Consider the following 21777-nt stretch of genomic DNA (forward strand, 5'->3'; position numbering starts at 1 on the left):
TTAATTTTGTCTTTGTGAAATTTATAGCAATCATCTTATCATTTTACCTCTTGGCACTTCAAGCAGTACCCTGTAATGATGATGATGTTACCATTGGTAATGATTCACAGACCATTTCTGTAGTTGATTTTGATAACGACCACGACGATGATTGCGAAATATGCTCCCCTTTTTGCCAGTGCCAGTGCTGTCATACACCCGTAATAAACACGCAAAATTTCTTCACAGAAAGCGAACACAAATCAATCATCGAAGAGATTATTTCAAAAGAATTGAATATCTCCCAAGAGGTTTCGTTTCGTGTCTTGCAACCTCCCCAAGATATTGCCTAGTTTTTTTGGCGATGTATACATCGCTCCTTTTCACCTCATCTAGTCAATTTATTTAAAAAACTATGAATAAAAGTGTATTGAGTCTCTGGCTCATACTGCTATTTTGTGCTTTGGGTTACACACAAAATACCTTGGAAATAAAAGTAGTAACCGAGAAAGAAAAAGAACCTTTGCTCGGGGCCACCATTTTTATAGAAAGCCTCAATAAAGGGGCAACAACAAATTTTGATGGTGTTGCTATTTTGGAAGATATTCCCAATGGAACATATACGTTACAAATTTCATTTTTAGGTTTTGAAACCCAAGAAGAACCCATTACAGTACCCTTGACCAGTGAACTCATTTTCTACTTAAAAGAAGACGAAAATGCGCTCGACGAGGTAATCGTACAATCCACAAGAAGTACAAGAACCATCAAGAAAATCCCGACTCGAATAGAGTTTATTGGAGCCGAGGAACTAGGTGAAAAAGCGATAATGAATCCCACCAATATTTCTATGGTACTGCGCGAAAGTACAGGAATACAAATGCAACAGACCTCATTGAGCAGTGCAAATACCAATATTAGAATTCAAGGTTTGGATGGGCGTTACACCCAGCTATTACGCGATGGTTTTCCACTCTACAGTGGTTTTTCAAGTGGGTTGAGCATTTTGCAGATACCTCCATTGGACTTAAGGCAATTTGAAATCATTAAGGGAAGTTCATCAACATTATATGGTGGCGGTGCCATAGCAGGCTTGGTAAATATGGTGTCTAAAACACCAGAGGAAGAGCCTACTTTAGATATTATGCTAACCCAGACACAGGCACTGGGAAGTACTGCCAATGTTTTCTATGGAGAGCGAAAGGACAAATGGGGCTGGACACTTTACGGCTCGGGTCACTACCAAAAAGCTTTTGACCCTGAGAATGATGGTTTTAGTAATTTACCCCTGACCCAATCTATAAGTTTTAACCCCAAACTATTTTACTATCCTTCGGACAACACAACGTTTTGGTTTGGAATCAATGGAACTTATGATGACAGAATAGGTGGGGATATTACAAAAATCGAGGAAGGTGAAAATGGCATCCATCAATTTACGGAAGAAAACCTATCAAAACGAGTAAGCACACAAGCTGTTTTTGAGTCTCGGTTAGATTCCGTTCAATCCATTTCCATAAAGAACAGCATCGCTTTTTTTGATAGGAGTTTGGAAATACCCGATTTATTCTTCAAAGGCAATCAATGGAACACTTTTACAGAAGCGGCCTATCAAAAACAGGGCATTAGGTCAGATTGGGTTTTGGGGGCAAACCTTTATACCACATCATTTGATGAGCGGGACAACCCATTGGAACGCGACCAACAAGATGTTACAGCGGGTTTGTTCGCCAATGCCATTTTTGACCTTTCTGAACAATGGATTCTTGAAACGGGACTACGTACCGATTATGCCATTGACTGGGGCTTTTTTACACTGCCTAGGGTTTCACTATTGTTTAAATCAAACAATAATTTTTCCAGTAGACTTGGTGGTGGTTTGGGTTATAGGATTCCAGATATATTTACCGAGGAAGCTGAATTCATCAACTTTAGAAATGTATTGCGAATTGATAAAGATGTGCTGAAAGCAGAACGTTCTTACGGTCTTAATTTGGATTTTAACTACCAAACGAGGTTGACAGACGAGATAGGCTTTTCTATCAATCAATTGTTTTATCTCACTGCCATTAGGGATGGATTACTACTCAATCCCAATACTGATGATTTCTTTCAGTTTGAAAATGCAACTGGGGAAATTCTCAGTAGGGGTGCAGAAACGAATATCAAGTTTACCTATGAAGATTTTAGGTGGTTTTTGAACTATGCATTTATAGATACACGACTCAATTATCTACCTGGTAATCCGCAAAAACCACTAACTGCTCGGCACAATGCAGGGAGTGTTTTGATGTATGAATCTGAAAAATGGCGTATTGGTTATGAGACCTATTACACGGGAAAACAATTACTGTCCAATGGTATGGAAACAACAGACTTTTTTACGATGGGATTGCTTGCAATGCGTAATTTTAAATGGGGAAGTACGTTTGTGAATTTTGAGAACTTTACGGACAGAAGACAGAGCCGTTTTTCACCTTTGGTTCTGCCCCCCCACGAAAACCCTACCTTTCCAGAGATTTATGCGCCTACGGACGGTTTTATTTTTAGTGTAGGGGTTATTTTGAAACCTTTTGGAAATGAAGACAATGATTAAATTAAAAAACAATATGATACCTTCAGATAAATTCTTGGAAAGCAAAGGTATAAGACCAACAGCAATGCGGCTTTTGGTATTTCAACATCTTGCCAAATCCAAAGTGGCAACTACGTTGTCAGATATAGAAAACGCTTTCACGAAAGCGGACAGGACAACCTTGTTTAGAACACTGAAAACCTTTGAGCAAAAACGGGTCGTCCATCAAATAGACGATGGTTCGGGCATTATGAAATATGCATTATGCGAAGAAGGCTGCAATTGCGAATTGGAAAGAGACTTACATCTCCATTTTCATTGTACCACTTGTGGTGAAACCATATGCCTTACCGAACAAAAAATTCCACATATCAATCTACCTGATGGTTTCGTTGCCGAGAACGCCAACCTGGTCCTAAAAGGAATTTGCGATAAGTGTAGCGGGCAATAAATGCACTTCCATTGCATTGCCTTAATAAATATCTTGAGCTTGAAAAAATGAATGATGAATTTAAACACGATTATTCCAAAGGGCTTAAGAAGTTTTTATCTGAACGAATTGAACCTGTACCGTTCTTCAATGCAAAGTGGAAATCTTTCCAAAGCTTGGCACCATCTTGAACGTTCCCATATTCTCGGTCAGTCCTATCCTTTTGAACATACCTATACCCATTGGTTAATGTTGAAATTCGGTTTTCGACAGCGAAATGTAAAGGAAGTTTTGGGTCAAGTAATACGTCTTTTGGTAGGGGGCTGGAAATCATTCATTGACCACGTGCCCCTTGGCAATACGGGGGGAAGTGACATACCTCCACTTAAAAAGATGGAACTGCCAGAAGACATTGCCGATATTTTAAGTACCTACCGAAAAAATTAATGAAAAAGAAAAAAGTCAACTTAAGGGATGTAGCCCCTAAAGAACACCATCACCATCACGATGATGGCCACAATCATAATACCTCAAAAGAAGCATCAAATTTAAAGCCATACCTACCTGCTATTTTCAGTTTTGTTCTGCTGATTACTGGTATTACAATTGATTATTTTGAAGCCTTTTCATTCTTCCGAGGATGGGTCAGGGTCGTTTGGTATTCGGTGGCTTATATACCTGTTGGTCTTCCTGTAATAAAAGAAGGATGGAAGAGTATAGTTAGGGGTGATTTCTTTACCGAATTTCTATTGATGTCAATAGCCACTTTAGGTGCATTTGCAATTAAAGAATATCCTGAAGGTGTGGCGGTAATGTTATTCTATTCGGTAGGAGAACTTTTTCAGGCGTCGGCCGTAAAACGTGCCAAAGGAAACATAAAAACGCTTTTGGATGCGCGACCTGATACCGCAATGGTTCTGCGTAATGGGGATTTTGTCTCCGCGCATCCCGAAACAGTTACCATTGGTGAAAAGATACAGGTGCGCATAGGTGAAAAAATTCCTTTGGATGGAATTCTACTATCAAAAAAAGCATCCTTAAACACCGCTGCGATTACGGGCGAAAGCAAACCCGACACCATCGCCAAAGGTGAAAAAGTCTATGCAGGAAGTATCAACCTCAACGAGGTCATTGAGATAGAAACCATCAAGGAATTTAAGGACAGTTCCATCACACGGATTTTGGATATGGTGCAGAACGCTACTGCCCGAAAATCAAAAACCGAATTGTTCATTAGAAAATTCGCTAGGGTTTATACCCCTATTGTGGTTTTCTTGGCTATCGGATTGACATTTTTACCCTATTTCTTTGTGGACGAATATGTATTCAGGGATTGGTTGTATCGAGCCCTAATATTCTTAGTGATTTCCTGTCCCTGTGCCCTGGTCATTTCCATTCCGTTAGGATATTTCGGTGGTTTGGGCGCAGCATCTAGAAACGGTATTCTTTTCAAGGGAGCTTCTTTTTTGGATGCAATGACCAAAGTGAATACTGTGGTAATGGACAAAACGGGCACTGTTACCAAAGGGGTCTTTAAGATTAAGGAAGTAGTCAATAAATCAGATTTCAAAGAAGCGGAATTTATGCAATACCTGATGGCGATGGAAGAGCAATCTACCCATCCCATTGCAAAGGCAATACTGGAATACAAAACCGATGGTGCGGATTTTGAAGCAACTGACGTTTCGGAGGTTGCAGGGAAGGGATTGAAAGGCAGTGTCAACGGAAAACAGGTTTTGGTCGGAAATAAAGGGCTGATAGCTTCTTTCGGTATTGAAGTTCCCAAAGAAACAGATACCATAGTCGAATCCATAGTAATGGTAGCCATTGACGGAAAGTTTGCAGGCTACGTAACCATTGCCGATGAACTAAAGGAAGATGCTCACCAAGCCATAAAGCAAATTCGTGAAGCTGGCATTCAACGTCTCATAATGCTTTCAGGTGATAAAAATTCCATCACGCAACAAATAACCAGTGAATTGGGTATCGATTGGGCAAAAGGTGGTTTACTTCCTGAAGATAAGCTGAATGAAATTGAGCAACTAAAAAAACTACCCGACACTACCGTAGCATTTATGGGTGATGGCATTAACGATGCACCCGTACTGGCTTCAAGTGATGTAGGTATCGCTATGGGTGGTCTGGGCAGCGATGTAGCCATTGAATCGGCCGATGTTATCATCCAGACTGACCAACCGAGCAAAATAGCTAGAGCTGTCCAAATTGGTCGCTCTACCCGTAACATAGTATGGCAAAATATTGCTTTGGCATTTGGGATAAAAGCCATCGTGCTGATTCTAGGTGCTGGTGGTCTGGCGACGATGTGGGAAGCCGTTTTTGCAGATGTTGGGGTGGCGTTATTGGCTATTCTAAATGCGATACGGTTACAAAGAACGAAATGGAATTAGTATATTCTAAATTCATTCATTTCATATATGGCAAAAAATGAACCCATAAAACAACACTACATACCTCGTTCTTATCTTAAAAATTTTGGTATTGAAGGAAAAAACGGTAACTATTTTGTTGATGCCTACAAGTTAGAAGATGAATTTCTGTTGGAACAAATCAGTACAAAAAGTATTTGCTTTAAAAAGAATCTCTACACGATTCCCAATGCCGAAGTCGATAAGAAATATGCTTTGGAACATCACTATGCTGAACAGGTAGATTCAGAGTTTCCAAAGATTTATGCGCTACTGATAGATGAAAAGGTAATGGTTCTGACGCCTGAACAAAAAAGACAGGTGTTGTACGTTTGCCTATCACTCTACTTCCGTACCCCAAAAGTTCTTAATCATCAGAATGCGTTCACTGACCAGATTTTAGATAGGATGTTGCTCTATGCTGATGCTAACGGCAATGTAAAGTTCACTTTTGAAGAGGAGAATTACGAGTTCAATAAAAAGGACATTGATACAGTTAGAAACGAATTCAAAGAGCGTAATAGGCTAAAGTTTATAATTAATCATTTGGAAAGATGGAAAGAATTTGTAGACTTCAAATATGACTGTACTATAAATGTACATCGAATCGATGATGCGAATGCGCCTTTAATTACCTGTGATAATCCAGTTTCGATTCGTGGCATAAACTCAACGCGATTCGAGGGTCTATTTAATCCAAATTCGGTAATTACCTTACCACTGGACACTAAATATTATCTTGAAATCTTTCCGAATAGTATTGCAGACGGTCAAACCAGAATTAATAGAATGGTTCACGATAGAGATTACGTGTTTACCACAAATGCAATAATTCAAAGCAATGCAGAAAAATTAATAATTGGTAAGCCAGGAACCATTGAAAGGCATTTCGAGATTCAATCAAGCTACGAAGATGACGATAATGCTGAACGATTTGTTGAAAAAGCGAAATTCAAGCTTGAAGAAATGCAAAAGTTTCACAAACTCTGCGAGACTTCAGGGTTTCCTTCAGAAAAAGCCACTATTCAACTCAAAAAAATGTTGGCACACAAGCATTTTAAAAATGAAAATCAACTGCTACAATTAAAGCGATTGCTTATTGTAATGGGACAGTGGTAATAACAATACGTTTAAATTATACCTTATTAATCTACTTATTTAAGTATTTGCTTAAATAAGTAGATTATTATATTTTTGCTCAAAATAAATTGTATGAAACTTGAAATTAGCTGTACCAGAGCAGAGGCAGACCACCAACAAATCCTCCGTTGCAAGGAAGATTTGAACAAAACTGCCGATTCCATAGAGGATATAAGCAGATTGATGGCTCTTGCTGGTAATGAAGTCCGTTTTAAAATATTGTTCCTATTACAAAGGGAAACCGAGTTGTGTCCTTGTGACTTTGCCGATATTTTGGAAATGAGCGTTCCTGCCGTCTCCCAACATTTACGTAAAATGAAGGATGCCAAAATTATTGGTACCCGTAGGGAAGGTCAAACCATTTTTTACCACATATCTAAGAAACACGAAGCTTTTTTGGCCGCTATTTTAAGTAATGTGAAATCAGAAAGAAAAATTGCATAATATGAAAAAGACGATAACATCCAACCAAGGTGCTTTTGCTGGCCTTTTCTCAGCTATTGTGGCCTCTCTATGTTGTATTACCCCTGTTTTGGCATTGTTTTCGGGTGCCACGGGTATTGCCTCCACCTTTTCTTGGATAGAGCCATACAGACCAGTTTTAATAGGTCTGACCCTCTTAATCCTTGGTTTTGCCTGGTATCAAAAATTAAAACCACGCCCACAGGATATTGATTGTGCCTGCGAGGATGAGAAGCCTAAATTCATCCAATCCAAAACATTTTTGTTTTTGGTGACCATTTTTGCGGGTGTGATGTTGGCGTTTCCTTATTACTCGCATTTGTTTTACCCCAACACAAGTGTTGACAAACAGGTCGTTTACGTCTCTGAAAATAATGTGGGGGAATTGAACTATTCCATCCAAGGGATGACCTGTGCAGGTTGCGAAGCCCATATTGAACACGAGGTCAACCAATTGGAAGGTATTTTGGAAGTGGATGCAAACTACGAAACATCCAGTGCTTTGGTAAAGTATGACAAGGGTAAGGTAACACCTGATGAAATAGCTACAGCCATTGGAAAAACTGGTTATAAAATCGTTGAATAATGGAAGTAATCCTAAAATCCACCGTTACCTGTCCAAACTGCGGTCATCAAAAGGAAGAAGAAATGCCGACAACGGCCTGCCAGTTCTTCTACGACTGTGAGAATTGTAAAGAAGTATTAAGACCCAAAGAAGGTGATTGTTGTGTGTATTGCTCGTACGGTACCGTAGCCTGTCCTCCTATTCAAGAAAATAACGGATGTTGTAGTAATTAGAGCTTGTGTGAATCCAAAAAATACAATATCAAGAGCATTGCCATTGGGAAGAGTCCTAAGATTTGCTTTGGGTGTATTTTTTGTTTCCGAGGTCTGGCCTGTGTATATGGATGTAACTATTGACGAGGTATTAACCCGATTAGGTTGGGCTATTGGTCTTATGGTCATCTACCTCTTACTACATCTGTTCATTTTAAAATTTGCTCCTAAATTTAACAGCGTTATAGGTGCCATACTGGCATTCGGCCCTTTACTGGCTGTTTTCTTTATTGGATATGGTGGTCCTGCTGCAACTGGAGCTTTGACCTATTTGGCTGTAGCATTACTTACAGCTGCGATACGGGGAGACGGAGGCTGTGAAGTAATGTCCGTTCCAGCATTGTTTACTGGAAAACATACACACTTGACCTGTTTATTGTTTTCACCCATTGATTGGTGTGAAGGTAAGTTTAGGTAATATAGAATATTTATGAATTATAAAATAGACAGTATACGGCCTTTTATTGGTGCCAAAGATTTTGAGGCATCAAGAGCTTTCTACAAAGAATTAGATTTTACAGAAGTAGTTATTGATGAAAACCTTTCTTTCTTTGGCGTTGAAGGGCAACAGGGATTTTATCTACAACGATATTTCGTCAAGGAATGGGTAGAAAATTCTATGATTATCTTATCTGTAGACGATATTGATGAATGCTGGAAAAATCTAATTGCCAAAGATTTGGATAGCAAGTATGAAAGAGTAAAGCTTATCCCGATAAGAGCTTTTGAATGGGGGCGGGAATGCTTTGTACACGACCCGTCAGGAATATTGTTACATTATTGTGAATTTAACAAATAATCGAATAAGCCCTGACCGTAACATCAGGGCTTTCTTTTTTTGAGCTTACCGCCAAGATAGAATCACCTTTCGTGTGGTACCCAGCTCTTGTAATTGAGCCGCTATCTTTTCATTTTTCGCAATGGTGAATTTAGGTACGACATAGACCATCTTCACCTTTGTATTCGGCAGTATTTGTGAAGGTATATTGTGTACATATACAGGTTCTAATGGAAGCTCTTGATAGGAGGCATTCCTCTTTTGATTGCCATTTACCTTGAAGATTTTCAGATAATCGAAATCAAAGCGCACCCTTGATTTATTTTCAATCTCAAACTGTAGAAATACATTATCCCCGTGATATTTTAGGTTCTTTAGACTCAGAACGATACCTTCTTCTTTCTTACTAATATGTTTTTCTTCAGGAAGATTCAATAATGATTCGCAGGATCTGCGCAGCAGTTCCGGAGAATTATTGACCGAAATGTTCACATCCATATCGTCTTCTGCTAGGACTTCCTCTTTTGGATGCCTTTGGGCATCCCCTATACTTTCTTGAACAGAAATGAATCGATTGGGATTCTCTAGATGTTCGGCATACTCTAAGATATAGGAGTATACTTTGCCATCCGTGGTAATCACCAATAAATTACTTGGTTCCCCTTTTACGGCTTTCAATAGTCCTAAGTTTTGTTCTTTTTCACGATTGTAGGTGAACACAAAATATTCTGAACCCGTAATGCCCTGCTTTATATCTGAGGGAAAGAACAAGGCCATCGTCATTGTTGAATTGGCATAAATAGTGTCCAATGTTTTTGTGTTTGTTGCGTGAACTGGGTTAAACAAACCCAAGCTCAACAGTATTAGTATCTTTTTCATATCCTATATTTTTTATTGCCGTGTATCGACTTTTACTATGAGTTTATAATTAGGGTTGACCGTCACTTTTACCTGTCGGTTGGAGCGTTGGAACAACCTTTTGATTCCCGTGACCTGTGGTACGCCAGGTACATTAATATCATCTACTACATCTCCCAAAACCTGTTGCCGCAACTCTTCGCGAAAACTGTTTTTGATATAGATGCCTTCCAACCTATCTCGAATGTCATACGCTTTAAAAGACAGCGGAATAGTATCAATGTTTTCTATTTGTAACAATACCCGATTGGGTTTAAAGCTGACAATGCCAAACAGCGTAGTATTCTTTGGAACCAATACCCCATCAATTTCAACATCGTCCAAGGTGCGCATTTGTAATCGGTCATTGACTTTAATGACCTGCTTCTTATCAATCATTACGACAATGCTTGGTGCATTTACCGTTTCTTCTACAGGTAAGGGATTTGAAGCAAAAAACAACTGCTGTTCCAATGCCAACGCCTTTGGGTCAATTTCTTCGACCGATATTGCAGCTTCCTTTTTTTGTGCTTTCTGTTTCTTAGCTATCGCATTGACCACACTATCCCGAACAGGATTTTTTTCCCGAAAAGTACCTGTAGTGTAATTGATGCGGCTATTGTTATAGATACTATCCACCATCCGTATCTTTTCTTTTTCCAAAAAATCAGGGTCAAAGACACCTGTGGAATCCAGATACTTTTCATCATAGATACTGGGTGCGTTGGTTTGCCTGACTTCTTTTAAATCATCCACTGCATCCAATCTGGATGTATAATCATCAATAGGGTTTTCCAATACGGGAACCTGTGTCTGTTGTAGTTCATCTTTTTGGGAATCATCCTCACCAAATGCCAAAATGGAATAGGTGATGATAAAAATGACCACTGCCCCGATAACTGCGATGAACGCTATTTTTTTCTTATCTAGCTTCATAATCAATTTTCTTTAAAGTGTTCTCGAAATAATCTGTAACCAATAGTGCGTGGGTGTTCTTAGGAAAGTTTCGCTTTTCCAAATGCAACAATTTCCCTGTGGATACTAGTTCGTACGTGTCGATTGCCGAACCCCTATTGATTTGAAAAATAGTGACCGTTCTGAAAGGGTATGGCTCTGCGGTAAGGTCCAGTTCCGATTCAATGCTTATGACCTTTTGCACTAAGGAATACTGCATCAAGCGGTTATAGACGCCATCGGCTTTTTTCTGTCGATATACGTTGTCAACAGAGCTGTCCGCCAACCAAAGCGCTTTTTCAATATGGCTCTCAAAGTTTGTGGCATCCAACCCATAAAAGTAGTTGTGAAAAAGCCGTAAATGCTCCAGAGCTTCCACCTCTAAATTTTCCTTTTCCTGTACCCATTGCAAAGGGATTACTTCTCCATTTTTGCCAATGGCAAAAGAGCCGTCCAATGCCTTGTTGTACATTTTGTAGGATATGAGGCTTGAAATGAGGGTGGATAGAAAAGCCATTACAATAACAGCCAGCACTATAAACCGATTCATCTTCAATACCTCGTATATGTTTTTATATGGAGTTTTCATAAGTTATTTTTTTATGTGAAAAGTTTAAAAGTGAAGGAGGTGGCACGCTTGTACAGTTTGAACTTCAAAAAGACGATAAAGCCAATCGTACCCAATTCAATGATGGGCGCAAAAAATGAGCTTCCAAAATCAAAGCCGAAGAGGTTTACCCAAAAATTGGTGGTAAACTCCGTGTACAAAGCATTGACAAATACATTCACCAGAAAAAAGGCGGGAACCAGCATATATACTGCGGCATACAATTTGAAAAAGGTATAGGCCATCGACCTGAACTTCTCGAAAACGGCAAGGCTTATGACCAATGGAAAAAAGGCTTGCATTATCCCTAGCAGGAAAAACCGTTCTGCCAGAAACAAAGGGTAAATGAACAGGTCGAGCAGCCACAGGAACACGCTCAGAATAAAGGCCAGTATTTTTAGACCGAACAAAGGGGAACTTAATGCCTCGAACAATAAGGCAAGACCCTTGCTAGCGGCTTCCAAACCACCTGTATCTTCTTCAATTTCCACATCCTGTAATTGCAAAGGCAATAATGCTGGGGCCGTATTGCGATACTGTCCTTCAATGGCCACCAAAATGTTGTCAAACACCCCCAATACCTGACTGGAAAAGATGACCAGAATGACAATGATGAAATTCTTTATCAATTCTGTCGGGGTCAATCCCCAGGTGTACCCATCCCTATTGGCAACACCCTCGTTGTATTTTTTAAGGATGTTGATTAAAAAGAATAGGATGGCGAGAGCTTTCATTCCCACAATGGTATACTGTAGAAAATCACTGTCCTTTATGGTCTGAAAGACAGCATCCACATATTCCAATCCTCCTATTAATGGGATAGCCAATTGCATCGTTTAATAATTTGTTGCCCTGTTATTGATTTTGTCCTGCATTTCCCGAAAAGAAATAATGTCTTGATATCGCTTGGTCTTACGCTCTATTTCGGCGACCATTTCCTTAGAGCGTGTTTCGCGTTCCTTTAACACCTCAGCCCGTTCAGCGTCGGTCATTTTTAGGTAGTCACTGGAAAGTATCTGTTGCACAAAATCCAAGTCTTCCAGTGAATTTTCAATGATATTTTCAAAGGATTGCGATACTCTTATGATTTCTTCGGGTTTGATGTATGGGGAGTTTAAAATGTGCCGTACATCGTTTCGAACCACATCAAAGAGGCGTTCGTTATTACGAGCTAATTCCCGTACTGCCTTCAATTGTTTTACCACATTGCTCACTTTTTCAATGCGTTCTTTTTGCTGTCGCATAAACTCCACCGTCTTGATTAGGTTTTCTGTTTGCTTTGCAGCTTCTAAAATTTGCTTGCCCAGTGTTATAAAATTGGTGTTATCATACACTGGCATTCCTTGGCACGTAGCACGTGCAGGCAATAAAAATGTTCCAAGTGCCAAAAGGCACATAAAAATGAATCTTCTCATAACGCTTTTGTTTTTAAATGAATGAATTCTTTGATGGCACTCTCCATCGAGCCCTTCTCTTTATAAATCCGTATTATGTGGTCGTTGTCTGCGCCATCGGTGAGATAAGCAGCAAACACCTCTTGGGGTACTTCCAATCGAAAGATGTTGCTCTCTTTTCCGATTTTGATAAAAATCTCGGTGTACTTGCGTTTTCCCGATAGGTTGTTTTTTATGGATTTCAGTTGATTGAGGTCGTGGCTGGACAGGTTCAACCGTTTAACCAGTTCACCATAGCCCTTTTCATTGTTCAGGCTATAGATAACCTGTGTATTTTCTAGAATACTTGCTGATGTGGAGTTGTCTGGCAATTGGTTGATGGACTGTAAAATGATACCGATGGCACCTTCTTGTTTTCGGATGGCTTGGTAATAGAATTCCACCGATTCCAACACATTCTCAAACTTCAATTGTTTGGCAAACTCATCAAACAGGATAATCCCTTTTTCTTCCTTGTTTTGCCAAATGGTACGCTGTATGGCTGTCTTAATCAGTTTGAGCATCACGGAAAGAATTTCCTTGTTGTCCTTCACCTCATCCAACTCAAAAACAATTAAACGCTTGTCCTCAATTTTATAGGATTGGTCTTCATTGGTTTCAAATAGAAAGCTGTACAACCCTTCACGCACATACTCCGATAAAATGTGCAAAAACCCTTCAACATTAAAGTAATCTGAATGGATATGGAGCTTCGTCAATAAGTCTTCCTGCTGTGATTCGATATAGGTGTAAAAACTATCAAGGGAGTGTTCCCCAACACTATTTTTATAGTAGGAATGGAGTATCTTTTTAAGAGCTACGGACTGTTCCTTTTTTGGTTTGATGCCCTCCCCTATAAGTTCAAAAAGAAAGACGGACAAATCCTCCAATCGTTCAGGGCTGACATCGTTGGGATTTGCTATATAAAAAGGATTGATACCGAGGTTCTTTCCGCTTTCATAACGTAATACGGTATACTGTTCAGGATATAGACTGGCAAACTTGGTATAGGAACCGCCCAGGTCTATAATCACCAGCCGAACGTCGGCCTCGAAATACTGCCTAAGTATGTTATTGGCTAAAAATGACTTGCCCTCTCCCGTGGGCGCAAAAATGGCAAAGTTACGCGCCTTGATGCGCTTCTTCTGCTCATCCCAAACATCTTTCAGTACTGGGATGTTGTGTTCACGGTCGTTAAAGATGATGCCCTGTCTATCTGTTCTGTAATTGGTATTGTTCAGATAAAGGCATAGCGCGTGTTTTAGGTCGGTCACGTAGACATCTTCATTGGAAAAGTTGGAAGCAAAACAGGGATAGCTGTTCAGGATATAGTTTTTGCGTTCCTCTCCCCTGGGATAATATGGGATGATGTCCAGTTCCTTGAACTCAGCTTTGATACGGGAGCCAATGCGTTTTAACTCTTGGGCTTCCCCACTCCAATAGACAATGTTCAGGTGCCCTCTTATGATTCTGGCATTGTCGTCATTGTTGATTTGACCAACGATATGTTCCATCTTTTTGAGGATGACCTTGTTCTGGGTACCAAAATTTGAACTCTTTTTAAGTTCTTCAATTTTCTTATCCAGCAGTTTGCGCCATTTCTGCTTATCGTCCAAATAGATGATTTGGTTGACGATATGATTTTCATTTAAGGAAAGTCCGAGACCATCAATATATCCTTGATGAAACACAAAATCGTCCGAAGTGAACCTTTCATTAATTTTACTGGTCTGGACGCTCTCCCCAAAACAGGCTTCACTATTGACGGCCAATACATCAAAGTGGTTGTTACCTATGGTCACTTTGGACTTTTCCAAAAGTATATCGGTATCATATCCGATATTGAAACCGTTGAAATAAATACGGCTCAATTCAAGAATTTGTTTTTTATCAAGGGGTTGCAACGATACCTTGCGGCTATTGTTGATATAGGTGATGGAATCATTGACCGAACCAATGAAACTATGCACGTTCTGATTTAATTCCTGATGAATCCCTTTACCAACCTTTCTAAAGGGGTTGACGTATTTAGGGTTGTTCAAGGTTTTGTTTCGCACCAAAGTGAAAAACAGGTAGCATTTATGCTCGATATATTCCCTTCCCTTAAAATGGTCGTGGGTGGCTTTCGCCAAAAAGGTATCGTTGGGCAAGTATTCCGAATTGAACGCTTTTTTGAGGTATACATCCTGCTTATGGATAACACAACCAACGGGCAATGACTTTAAGGCCTGAAACCAAGTGCTGTGCAAATCCTCAAAATCCTTTTCGGATAGGGAGTAGACTTCAGGCAATTCCCCTTGGTAACAGACAATTATATTGCCATTATTGGCAAAAATGACATTGTCCTGTATCTCAATGATGGGATTGTATGTGGCGATATTAATAATTGACATAATGCGTCAGGTTTTCTTTTTTGTTACTGATGATTTTTGGGAACACCGTATTGAAATTCAGCGAAATGGTTTTACGGGCCATTTTGGTAAGCACGATATACATAATGCCGTTCCATAGCATTGCGATTATGATGACCACCAAACTGAATGAAAAAATGATGACCAGTAGAGATGCCAATATGGAAAGCATCATCATTGCAAAGAGTGATATGGGAAGTCCCCATATCATAGCCCCTTTGCGAATGTTCTTATATACCTCGTACTTCTTCATTGGATATGCTTTTTTAACAAAGGCCTCTATGAGGCTTATACTACGATTCCAATGAGATAGGTAAAGATGCCCACTACGGCTCCTGCGATAAGTACAAAAACAAGTACACGGGTAATCCCTTTTTTAAGGTCTGCGTTCTCCCCAAAGAAATGTCCCGCATTGAATAGGAACCCGATAAGGAAAATGACACCGAGCAGCAAAGGGAAAATTGCCCGAATCGTATCGGAAACATCATTTACAGAATCTTCAATGCCCCCAATTTGTGCAAATGTGGGTAGGCTCATTAGGAGCATTGCCCACGTTAGATACATCGCTTTTTTCATAACACTTACGTTTTATGGCCACTTAAATGGTTTAGAGCGACCTTGTTAGAAATTACTTTTTGCGAAATCTATAAGTGAATGCCTGTAAAGGGAAAAAAACGAAAAATATTAACGGTTTTGAGCGTTAAATTTTGAAGGAAAATGAGGTTTTGAGTGAAATCTTTAAAAATTGTGTAATGAGAAATTGAAAAAACACAGTTACAATGAAACCGTTGAAAATACTGCTTATAGTTCTCTTTTTAGTTCCTGTCTATACCCTGTTTTCACAGGAGAAAAAGGTAATTATCATTGATGCTGGACACGGGGGAACGGACTCTGGTGCCATAGGAATCAATAAAGCACAAGAAAAGGATATCACCTTGGCGATTGCCAAGGCAATCCTGATGTATAACAGAACCCTACTTGACAATCCCTACGAGCTGTATCTCACACGATACAAAGACACTTTGATTTCACTGAGGCATCGGACCCAATTGGTTCGGGCCCTACGACCTGACCTTTTTATTTCGTTGCACTGCAACCACGCTAAGAATGAAAAAGCCACAGGCATTGAAATATATCTACACAACAAAACGAGTTTGAAAAATGAAAATCAAATGGAATCCCAAGTTGTTGCCCTTTCTATGATTGAGGGGCTAACAGAACGATTGGGCTATAGAAACAGGGGAATCAAAAGAGCCAATTTTCAGGTATTGCGAGAGTCGATAACAACAAGTCCTGCTATTTTGGTGGAGCTTGGTTTCTTGTCCAATACAGATGAAGCCTCCTATTTAGAATCGAAAAAGAATAGCAACGCAGTGGCATTGGCATTACTGATGTCCATTAAAATTTAAGATGATGAAAGAAGTATTTGTTAGCCTATATGAAGTGCTCAAAGAGATTACGGTAACCGTAGGAAATGAATTATGGATATTCATAAAGCAGCGGTTTTCATAAAACCCTATTGGAAATTAAAAACTTAAAATAAAAGATGATGAAATTTAAAATTGAATCAATGCCCAGTCCTTTAAGACAATTGGACAACTTCAAGCAACTAAAGACTGCCCTTAAACCGATTAAGGCAGATGAAAACGGTAAGTTTTTGGAGGCTTTATTAGAACATTGTATGATTATCAATCGTGCTATTGGCAAAGATTTTAGCCTGGCAGACCATTCCCATATAGATATTAGTTGTGATGTGTATTTCAATATTCCTTTGGTTTCTTCTGCCCAAGTGGGCAATGGCTCTAACGCTTGGCTGCACGAATACCAAAAAAACGAACACGGTGTAATGTTCGAAAACAAAAAGGAGTTGGGCGAATACCTACAAAAGTTGGAACGCATCCCTAGCACTATCATACCTATTAAATTGGAATTGACGCAAAGGATAGGAGACGCCAAGAGTAAGTTTGTCTATGAGATTGTATAATTTATGGACTTTTGGATGAGGCTTTGCCATAACAGGCTCATATTCGATACTTTATTGACGCACTTTTCAAAGCGATAGTATTTTCTTAAATTATCAGCTCTGAAAATACAATCCATTATGAAAAAAATAATAATCTCGATACTGCTGTTGTTTCCTTTAGTGGTTATATCTCAAAACTCAGAATACAATATCAATTCGTATTCAGAAGCAGGAACAAAGGCTCCCAACACGCATTATATTGGCGAAGCGTGGTTAAATCCATTATTGCGTGCAGATGATGACCTGAATTACAACATCACTAAAGCAACCTTCAAAGCCAACTCCACTTTAGATTGGCATAAACACGCATCTCCTCAAATTTTAATTTATGTAGAAGGAGAAGGATATTATCAAGAACGGGGAAAAGAACCCGTCATTCTCAAAGCTGGAGATGTTATTAAATGTGATAAAAACACAGAACATTGGCACTCTTCCACTAAGGAAAGTGATGTAACCTATTTGGCAATATATGGAGGTGATACACCGACCTCTTGGACTGAGGTTCTAAGCCAGGAGTATTATGACAGTGTGGCTGAAAAATTAAAAAGTAACTAGCAACAGAGCCATTTTAGGTCTTAAAACCAATTCGTTTTCTGTCTCTGTGTGATGTTTCAATGTTATCCTTTTGAAGTAGAAAATTAATCGCCTCAAAAACATCCTTGAATTGTTTATTATACTTAGTTTCCAATTCTTGGAGCTTTTGGGTCAATTCCGAATGGGATAAGGCATATTTTCTGAGAAAAACAAAGGCACGTACAATCTGTATATCCACCTCAATGGCTTTGGGGCTACGTAACACACTCGCCAGCATTGCAATACCTTGTTCGGTAAACGCAAACGAATTATACTTACTGAACTTACCCCGCCCGTCTTTTTCTAAGGTCGCAAATTGCGTCCTTAAAGATTTATATTCCTCATTGGTCAATTCAAACATAAAATCGGATGGAAAACGCTCAATATTCCGTCGCACAGCTTCTTTTAACCTTTTAGTTTCCGTTCCATACATCGCGGCAAGGTCAAAATCTAGAAGTACTTTTTGACCCCGCACTTCATAAATTCTATTTTGTATCGTCTGTAGTTCCATTTCTATCAAATTTTTAGCTGCGACCATACTAAGGGATGTTCACTTGCCATATGCGTTTCGTTCTTAATGCTTTTGAGCATTTCCCATTGGGGTCGTTTTTTAAACCAAATCCCTTTTCGAATCAATCCGCTATTTTTTACGGCTTTGAACAATCGAGCTGAAAGCATCAAATAATCACGTTGCTTTATGTTCACTCCCATTTTGTAGGCTCCCAAACGGAAGTATTTAGAATCTCTTCCCTTGTCCAAATCCACCTCAAACGTGCGATGCTTTGAAACATCTTTTAAATCGGTTTCCTCTGTTATAGCCCAGAGCGACTTACTATATGAAGGTGCATTTAAGGTGCCCAGAACAGCTATCAAATCATTGGATTCATTCATTGTTTGATATACCTCTGCTATCCGTTTGGATTGAACTTCAATCTTAGCATTAGATTGTATGAGATTCACTGTATCATCCAAAAAACAAGTCGACAGAACCGTTACGATTTTCCCGTTGGGTGTACTGATTTTATATTCCTGCAAATCCATATCAAAAATGGGATTCCCGTTAGTATCAAAATCATTGACGTGGGACTTCATCGATTTTACCTTGTAGCCTTCTTTGGTCAAAACCCCAATTCCCCTACCATACACGTCATTGGTTTCTAAGTATAGGATATGGGTATAGGCATTTGACAAAAAATAAGTATTGAATTCCAATAACGAAGCTCTGTCCTCAACTTCTAATAAAATGAGCACATCTGCGAATGCTTCTTTGATAATCTTGGCCTTATTCTCAATAGCTTTATCATTAATGGGGTTGGAGTTTAATTTTACCCAACCATTCCAATCCGTTAAATGTGTTGCCTTGTAAGTGTTTGCCGCCACATCCTTCTTTAAAAACAATTGCCCTGTTTTATGCATCATTGTGAGGTATGGACTGTGCTGTGAATCTTCAAAACCCAAAAGTTGTGATAGGGCACGCATACGGTTAAACTCCTGATTGGTTCGCATTCCTTTCAGCATCAGTGTTTCAAATTCCTCAACCCATAATGCTTTGTTTTCTGCTTTATATTTTTTAATCAAGGCCCTATCCCGATAAAAAATGTTTTGAATGTTATATGTTGCGATTCTCATAGCCTACTTTTTTAAAAAGAAATTCTTGTTTTTTAGAAGTATCTCGTTGATTTCTTCTTCATCGTAGTAAATGATGCCTCCCAATTTGGAATAGGGTATCGTTTCGTTAATTCTGAAGTTTTGCAAGGTGCCTGGGCTAATTCCAAGCTTTGCCATTACAATATTCGATTTCACCCATCTATCTATCGTAATCCTATTGTACTGCAATAGCATTTCTTTGATTTCTTCGAGTAGACTTTTTCTGAAATCCTCTAAATCTTCGGCTGTTAAAATACTTGCTGGCATAACTATTCTTTTTTTTGGAATCGACCTTAAAACTTCTGTTTCAGTTCAATTCCTATTGTTTGACATTCCTTGTACAAACTTGAATAGTTTTGGCTGATAAAAATCACCAGTTCAACCCGAGTCGGGTTAAATTTTAACACAAATAAAATTTGAGTAAAATTATTTGTACATCAATAACAATAAAATAAATGTGCTGTTTCAAAATATTAGTTTATCTTTGTACACTGATAACAACAAAATAAATGAAATTATCTCTTTTGTCACATATTGCTTCTGGTATAAATCAGAAAAGACATCCCCAAGGGAATGTCTACTACTTGCAAGCAAGAGATTTTATCAAAAATGATTTATTGGATAGTAATCTAAAACCAACAATTGTAGATTATCCAAAACTCGAATCCCATTATCTTCAAAAAGGAGATGTTCTCATATTGTCAAAGGGACATCATGGATTTAATGCATTTGTTTACAATGAAGAAAAATCCCCAGCGGTAGCCTCTTCAATTTTTTTGGTGTTGAAACATATAGATACCAAGATTTTACCTGAATTCCTCGTGTGGTACGTTAATCTAGAATCAACTCAGCAGCATCTTATCAGTTCAAGCCGAGGAAGTGCTTTACCTGCTATTAACAAGAAAATTTTATCAGAGCTAGAAATTCCTGTTCCTGAATTACATATGCAGAAGGATATTATTGCCTTGAGCAAATTAAAGGAAGAGGAGTCCAAGCTGATTGAGCAAATAGACGTCTTAAAATCAAAAGCCTTAGAAATCAATTTAAAAGAACGCATTCAATAATTAATTATGAGCAATAAAGTAAAAACAAAAGATATCAATGCAGTAGTCTGGAATGCTTGCGACACCTTTAGAGGCGTAATCGACCCAAGCCAATACAAGGATTACATTTTAGTAATGCTATTCCTCAAGTATGTTTCCGATGTGTATTCAGAAAAGCATAAGGAGTATTTGGAAAAATATAATGGCGATGCAAAACGTGCTGATAGAGCAATGCAGCTTGAACGTTTTGTTGTGCCTTCCAATAGCCACTTTAATTTTCTCCACGACAATCGCAACGAGGACAATATTGGAGAGTTGATTGATATAGGGTTGGCTGATTTGGAAGAGTCCAATAGGGAGAAATTGACGAGTGCTGATGGTGCAGGAATCTTTAGAAATATTAGTTTCAACAGCAGCAATCTTGGTGATAAAAAAGAAAAGAATGCACGTCTTAAAAACTTGCTTCAAGACTTTGTCAAGCTAGATTTAACCCCATCACACCTTGAAGGAAAAGATATTATTGGGGATGCCTATGAATTTTTGATTGCAAATTTTGCCAGTGATGCCGGTAAAAAAGCGGGTGAGTTCTACACGCCAGCCGGAGTTTCTACACTATTGGCCAAATTAACCAAGTCCAAATCAGGAGCGCGTATTTATGACCCAACCTGCGGATCCGCCTCTCTATTGATTAAAGCAGCGAGAGAAGCTGAGGACAATAACTTTTCCCTTTACGGCCAAGAAGCCAATGGAAGTACCTGGGCATTAGCGGTGATGAATATGTTTTTGCATGGCTTTGACAATGCCTCAATTCGATGGGGTGACACCTTAAGAAATCCAAAACATATTGAGGGAGATACCTTAATGAAATTCGATACGGTTGTAGCCAATCCTCCTTTCTCATTGGATAAGTGGGGCCAAGAAGAATTAGAAGATGATAAGTTCAGTCGTTTCTCTAGAGGATTACCTCCTAAAAGTAAAGGTGATTGGGCATTTATTTCCCACATGATTGAAAGTGCCTATGAAGGAATCGGAAAGGTAGGTGTGGTAGTCCCTCATGGAGTATTATTCCGAGGAAGTTCGGAAGGGCGTATCAGAAAAAAAGTGATAGAAGATAATTTGTTGGATGCCGTCATTGGGCTTCCGGCCAACCTCTTTTTTGGCACAGGGATACCGGCAGCCATTCTCATTTTCAATAAAGGCAAGCAAGAACGAAAAGAAACCCTCTTTATTGATGCAAGTGCACATTTTGCCAATGGAAAAAATCAAAATGAACTCTTACCGGAACATATCAATCGAATCGTATTGACTTACGAAGACTTTAAGGCAGATAAGTTGAAGCATGGTGTTATCGAAGAGAAATACAGCTATGTATCTACTTATAGTGAGTTAGAGGAAAATGAGTTTAACCTCAATATTCCCAGATATGTAGACACGTTTGAGGAAGAGGCGGAGATTGATATCACTGCGGTACAACAGGAGATAGATAAGTTAGAAAAAGAATTAGCCAAGGTGCAACATGAGATGAAAGGGTATTTAGTAAAACTAGAGTTGTAGATAACAAC

At 39.0% G+C, this 21777-nt stretch carries 27 protein-coding genes; 16 read left to right on the forward strand and 11 right to left on the reverse strand.

Annotated elements, in window-relative coordinates; all coding sequences use genetic code 11:
• Positions 1–14 precede the first annotated feature (14 nt).
• From ABN763_RS00430 to ABN763_RS00480, 11 genes are all read left to right on the forward strand, one after another.
• Positions 15–332, forward strand: coding sequence for a DUF6660 family protein (locus tag ABN763_RS00430; RefSeq protein WP_410483430.1), 318 nt, complete (start codon positions 15–17; stop codon positions 330–332).
• A 62-nt stretch (positions 333–394) separates the two neighbouring features.
• Positions 395–2575 carry a TonB-dependent receptor gene (locus ABN763_RS00435; protein WP_410483431.1) on the forward strand — a complete coding sequence of 727 codons (2181 nt, stop codon included), beginning with the start codon at positions 395–397 and terminating at the stop codon, positions 2573–2575.
• Positions 2568–3005, forward strand: coding sequence for a Fur family transcriptional regulator (locus ABN763_RS00440; protein WP_410484164.1), 438 nt, complete (start codon positions 2568–2570; stop codon positions 3003–3005). Before ABN763_RS00435 ends, ABN763_RS00440 begins: the two co-directional genes overlap by 8 nt.
• Positions 3006–3059: 54 nt before the next feature.
• Entirely contained in the window at positions 3060–3431 is a 372-nt protein-coding gene (locus ABN763_RS00445) for a DUF3703 domain-containing protein (RefSeq protein ID WP_410483432.1), read from the forward strand.
• Entirely contained in the window at positions 3431–5392 is a 1962-nt protein-coding gene (locus ABN763_RS00450; RefSeq protein WP_410483433.1) for a heavy metal translocating P-type ATPase, read from the forward strand. Before ABN763_RS00445 ends, ABN763_RS00450 begins: the two co-directional genes overlap by 1 nt.
• Positions 5393–5419: 27 nt before the next feature.
• On the forward strand, positions 5420–6529 hold the full coding sequence (locus ABN763_RS00455) for a DUF4238 domain-containing protein (protein WP_410483434.1): 1110 nt from the start codon (positions 5420–5422) through the stop codon (positions 6527–6529).
• 93 nt (positions 6530–6622) lie between these two features.
• Positions 6623–6994 carry an ArsR/SmtB family transcription factor gene (locus tag ABN763_RS00460; protein WP_410483435.1) on the forward strand — a complete coding sequence of 124 codons (372 nt, stop codon included), beginning with the start codon at positions 6623–6625 and terminating at the stop codon, positions 6992–6994.
• A 1-nt stretch (position 6995) separates the two neighbouring features.
• Entirely contained in the window at positions 6996–7598 is a 603-nt protein-coding gene (merTP, locus tag ABN763_RS00465; protein WP_410483436.1) for a mercuric transport protein MerTP, read from the forward strand.
• The gene (locus tag ABN763_RS00470) at positions 7598–7810 is read left to right on the forward strand and encodes a GDCCVxC domain-containing (seleno)protein (protein WP_410483437.1); all 213 of its coding nucleotides are present in this window, start codon (positions 7598–7600) and stop codon (positions 7808–7810) included. The genes merTP and ABN763_RS00470 overlap by 1 nt, the downstream gene beginning before the upstream one ends.
• 7 nt (positions 7811–7817) lie before the next feature.
• Complete coding sequence (locus ABN763_RS00475; protein ID WP_410483438.1) at positions 7818–8267, forward strand: hypothetical protein; 450 nt, start codon at positions 7818–7820, stop codon at positions 8265–8267.
• A gap of 12 nt (positions 8268–8279) precedes the next feature.
• Positions 8280–8648: a VOC family protein gene (locus ABN763_RS00480; protein ID WP_410483439.1), complete on the forward strand. Its 369-nt coding sequence runs from the start codon at positions 8280–8282 to the stop codon at positions 8646–8648.
• Positions 8649–8693: 45 nt separating this feature from the next.
• On the opposite strand, the gene ABN763_RS00485 is transcribed toward ABN763_RS00480, so the two are convergent.
• Genes ABN763_RS00485 through ABN763_RS00520 form a run of 8 tightly spaced genes read right to left on the reverse strand, consistent with a single transcriptional unit; the run spans position 8694 to position 15505 of the window.
• Positions 8694–9506 carry a DUF4138 domain-containing protein gene (locus tag ABN763_RS00485; protein WP_410483440.1) on the reverse strand — a complete coding sequence of 271 codons (813 nt, stop codon included), beginning with the start codon at positions 9504–9506 and terminating at the stop codon, positions 8694–8696.
• 12 nt (positions 9507–9518) lie between these two features.
• Entirely contained in the window at positions 9519–10460 is a 942-nt protein-coding gene (gene traM, locus ABN763_RS00490; RefSeq protein ID WP_410483441.1) for a conjugative transposon protein TraM, read from the reverse strand.
• A complete protein-coding gene (locus tag ABN763_RS00495) occupies positions 10447–11067 on the reverse strand; it encodes a conjugal transfer protein TraK (RefSeq protein ID WP_410483442.1) in 621 nt (206 codons plus the stop codon). Before ABN763_RS00495 ends, traM begins: the two co-directional genes overlap by 14 nt.
• Positions 11068–11078: 11 nt before the next feature.
• Positions 11079–11918, reverse strand: a complete 840-nt coding sequence (locus ABN763_RS00500; RefSeq protein ID WP_410483443.1) for a hypothetical protein — start codon at positions 11916–11918, stop codon at positions 11079–11081.
• Between the two features lie 3 nt (positions 11919–11921).
• Positions 11922–12500: a conjugal transfer protein gene (locus ABN763_RS00505; protein WP_410483444.1), complete on the reverse strand. Its 579-nt coding sequence runs from the start codon at positions 12498–12500 to the stop codon at positions 11922–11924.
• The gene (locus tag ABN763_RS00510) at positions 12497–14911 is read right to left on the reverse strand and encodes a TraG family conjugative transposon ATPase (RefSeq protein WP_410483445.1); all 2415 of its coding nucleotides are present in this window, start codon (positions 14909–14911) and stop codon (positions 12497–12499) included. The genes ABN763_RS00505 and ABN763_RS00510 overlap by 4 nt, the downstream gene beginning before the upstream one ends.
• Positions 14898–15182 (reverse strand): hypothetical protein, encoded by a 285-nt coding sequence (locus tag ABN763_RS00515; RefSeq protein ID WP_410483446.1) that lies wholly within the window; start codon positions 15180–15182, stop codon positions 14898–14900. Before ABN763_RS00515 ends, ABN763_RS00510 begins: the two co-directional genes overlap by 14 nt.
• A gap of 35 nt (positions 15183–15217) precedes the next feature.
• Positions 15218–15505, reverse strand: coding sequence for a hypothetical protein (locus ABN763_RS00520; protein ID WP_350286901.1), 288 nt, complete (start codon positions 15503–15505; stop codon positions 15218–15220).
• A 203-nt stretch (positions 15506–15708) separates the two neighbouring features.
• Here ABN763_RS00520 and ABN763_RS00525 point away from each other — a divergent pair, with 203 nt between their 5' ends.
• The 3 genes from ABN763_RS00525 (at position 15709) to ABN763_RS00535 (ending at position 17507) form a co-directional block, all read left to right on the forward strand.
• Positions 15709–16338: an N-acetylmuramoyl-L-alanine amidase family protein gene (locus ABN763_RS00525; protein WP_410483447.1), complete on the forward strand. Its 630-nt coding sequence runs from the start codon at positions 15709–15711 to the stop codon at positions 16336–16338.
• 161 nt (positions 16339–16499) lie between these two features.
• On the forward strand, positions 16500–16913 hold the full coding sequence (locus tag ABN763_RS00530) for a hypothetical protein (protein WP_410483448.1): 414 nt from the start codon (positions 16500–16502) through the stop codon (positions 16911–16913).
• 117 nt (positions 16914–17030) lie between these two features.
• Complete coding sequence (locus tag ABN763_RS00535) at positions 17031–17507, forward strand: cupin domain-containing protein (RefSeq protein WP_410483449.1); 477 nt, start codon at positions 17031–17033, stop codon at positions 17505–17507.
• A 13-nt stretch (positions 17508–17520) separates the two neighbouring features.
• Here the strand turns inward: ABN763_RS00535 and ABN763_RS00540 are convergent, their stop codons facing one another.
• Genes ABN763_RS00540 through ABN763_RS00550 form a run of 3 tightly spaced genes read right to left on the reverse strand, consistent with a single transcriptional unit; the run spans position 17521 to position 19439 of the window.
• Positions 17521–18036 carry an ORF6N domain-containing protein gene (locus ABN763_RS00540; protein ID WP_410483450.1) on the reverse strand — a complete coding sequence of 172 codons (516 nt, stop codon included), beginning with the start codon at positions 18034–18036 and terminating at the stop codon, positions 17521–17523.
• A gap of 5 nt (positions 18037–18041) precedes the next feature.
• Complete coding sequence (locus tag ABN763_RS00545; RefSeq protein WP_410483451.1) at positions 18042–19154, reverse strand: hypothetical protein; 1113 nt, start codon at positions 19152–19154, stop codon at positions 18042–18044.
• A 3-nt stretch (positions 19155–19157) separates the two neighbouring features.
• Positions 19158–19439, reverse strand: a complete 282-nt coding sequence (locus tag ABN763_RS00550; protein WP_410483452.1) for a helix-turn-helix domain-containing protein — start codon at positions 19437–19439, stop codon at positions 19158–19160.
• 242 nt (positions 19440–19681) lie between these two features.
• Between ABN763_RS00550 and ABN763_RS00555 the strand changes: the two genes are divergently transcribed.
• Positions 19682–20236, forward strand: coding sequence for a restriction endonuclease subunit S (locus ABN763_RS00555; protein ID WP_410483453.1), 555 nt, complete (start codon positions 19682–19684; stop codon positions 20234–20236).
• A 6-nt stretch (positions 20237–20242) separates the two neighbouring features.
• On the forward strand, positions 20243–21769 hold the full coding sequence (locus ABN763_RS00560) for a type I restriction-modification system subunit M (protein ID WP_410483454.1): 1527 nt from the start codon (positions 20243–20245) through the stop codon (positions 21767–21769).
• Positions 21770–21777 lie beyond the last annotated feature (8 nt).

This window comes from Spongiivirga sp. MCCC 1A20706 (genome assembly GCF_046524175.1).
Classification (GTDB): Bacteria; Bacteroidota; Bacteroidia; order Flavobacteriales; family Flavobacteriaceae; genus Spongiivirga.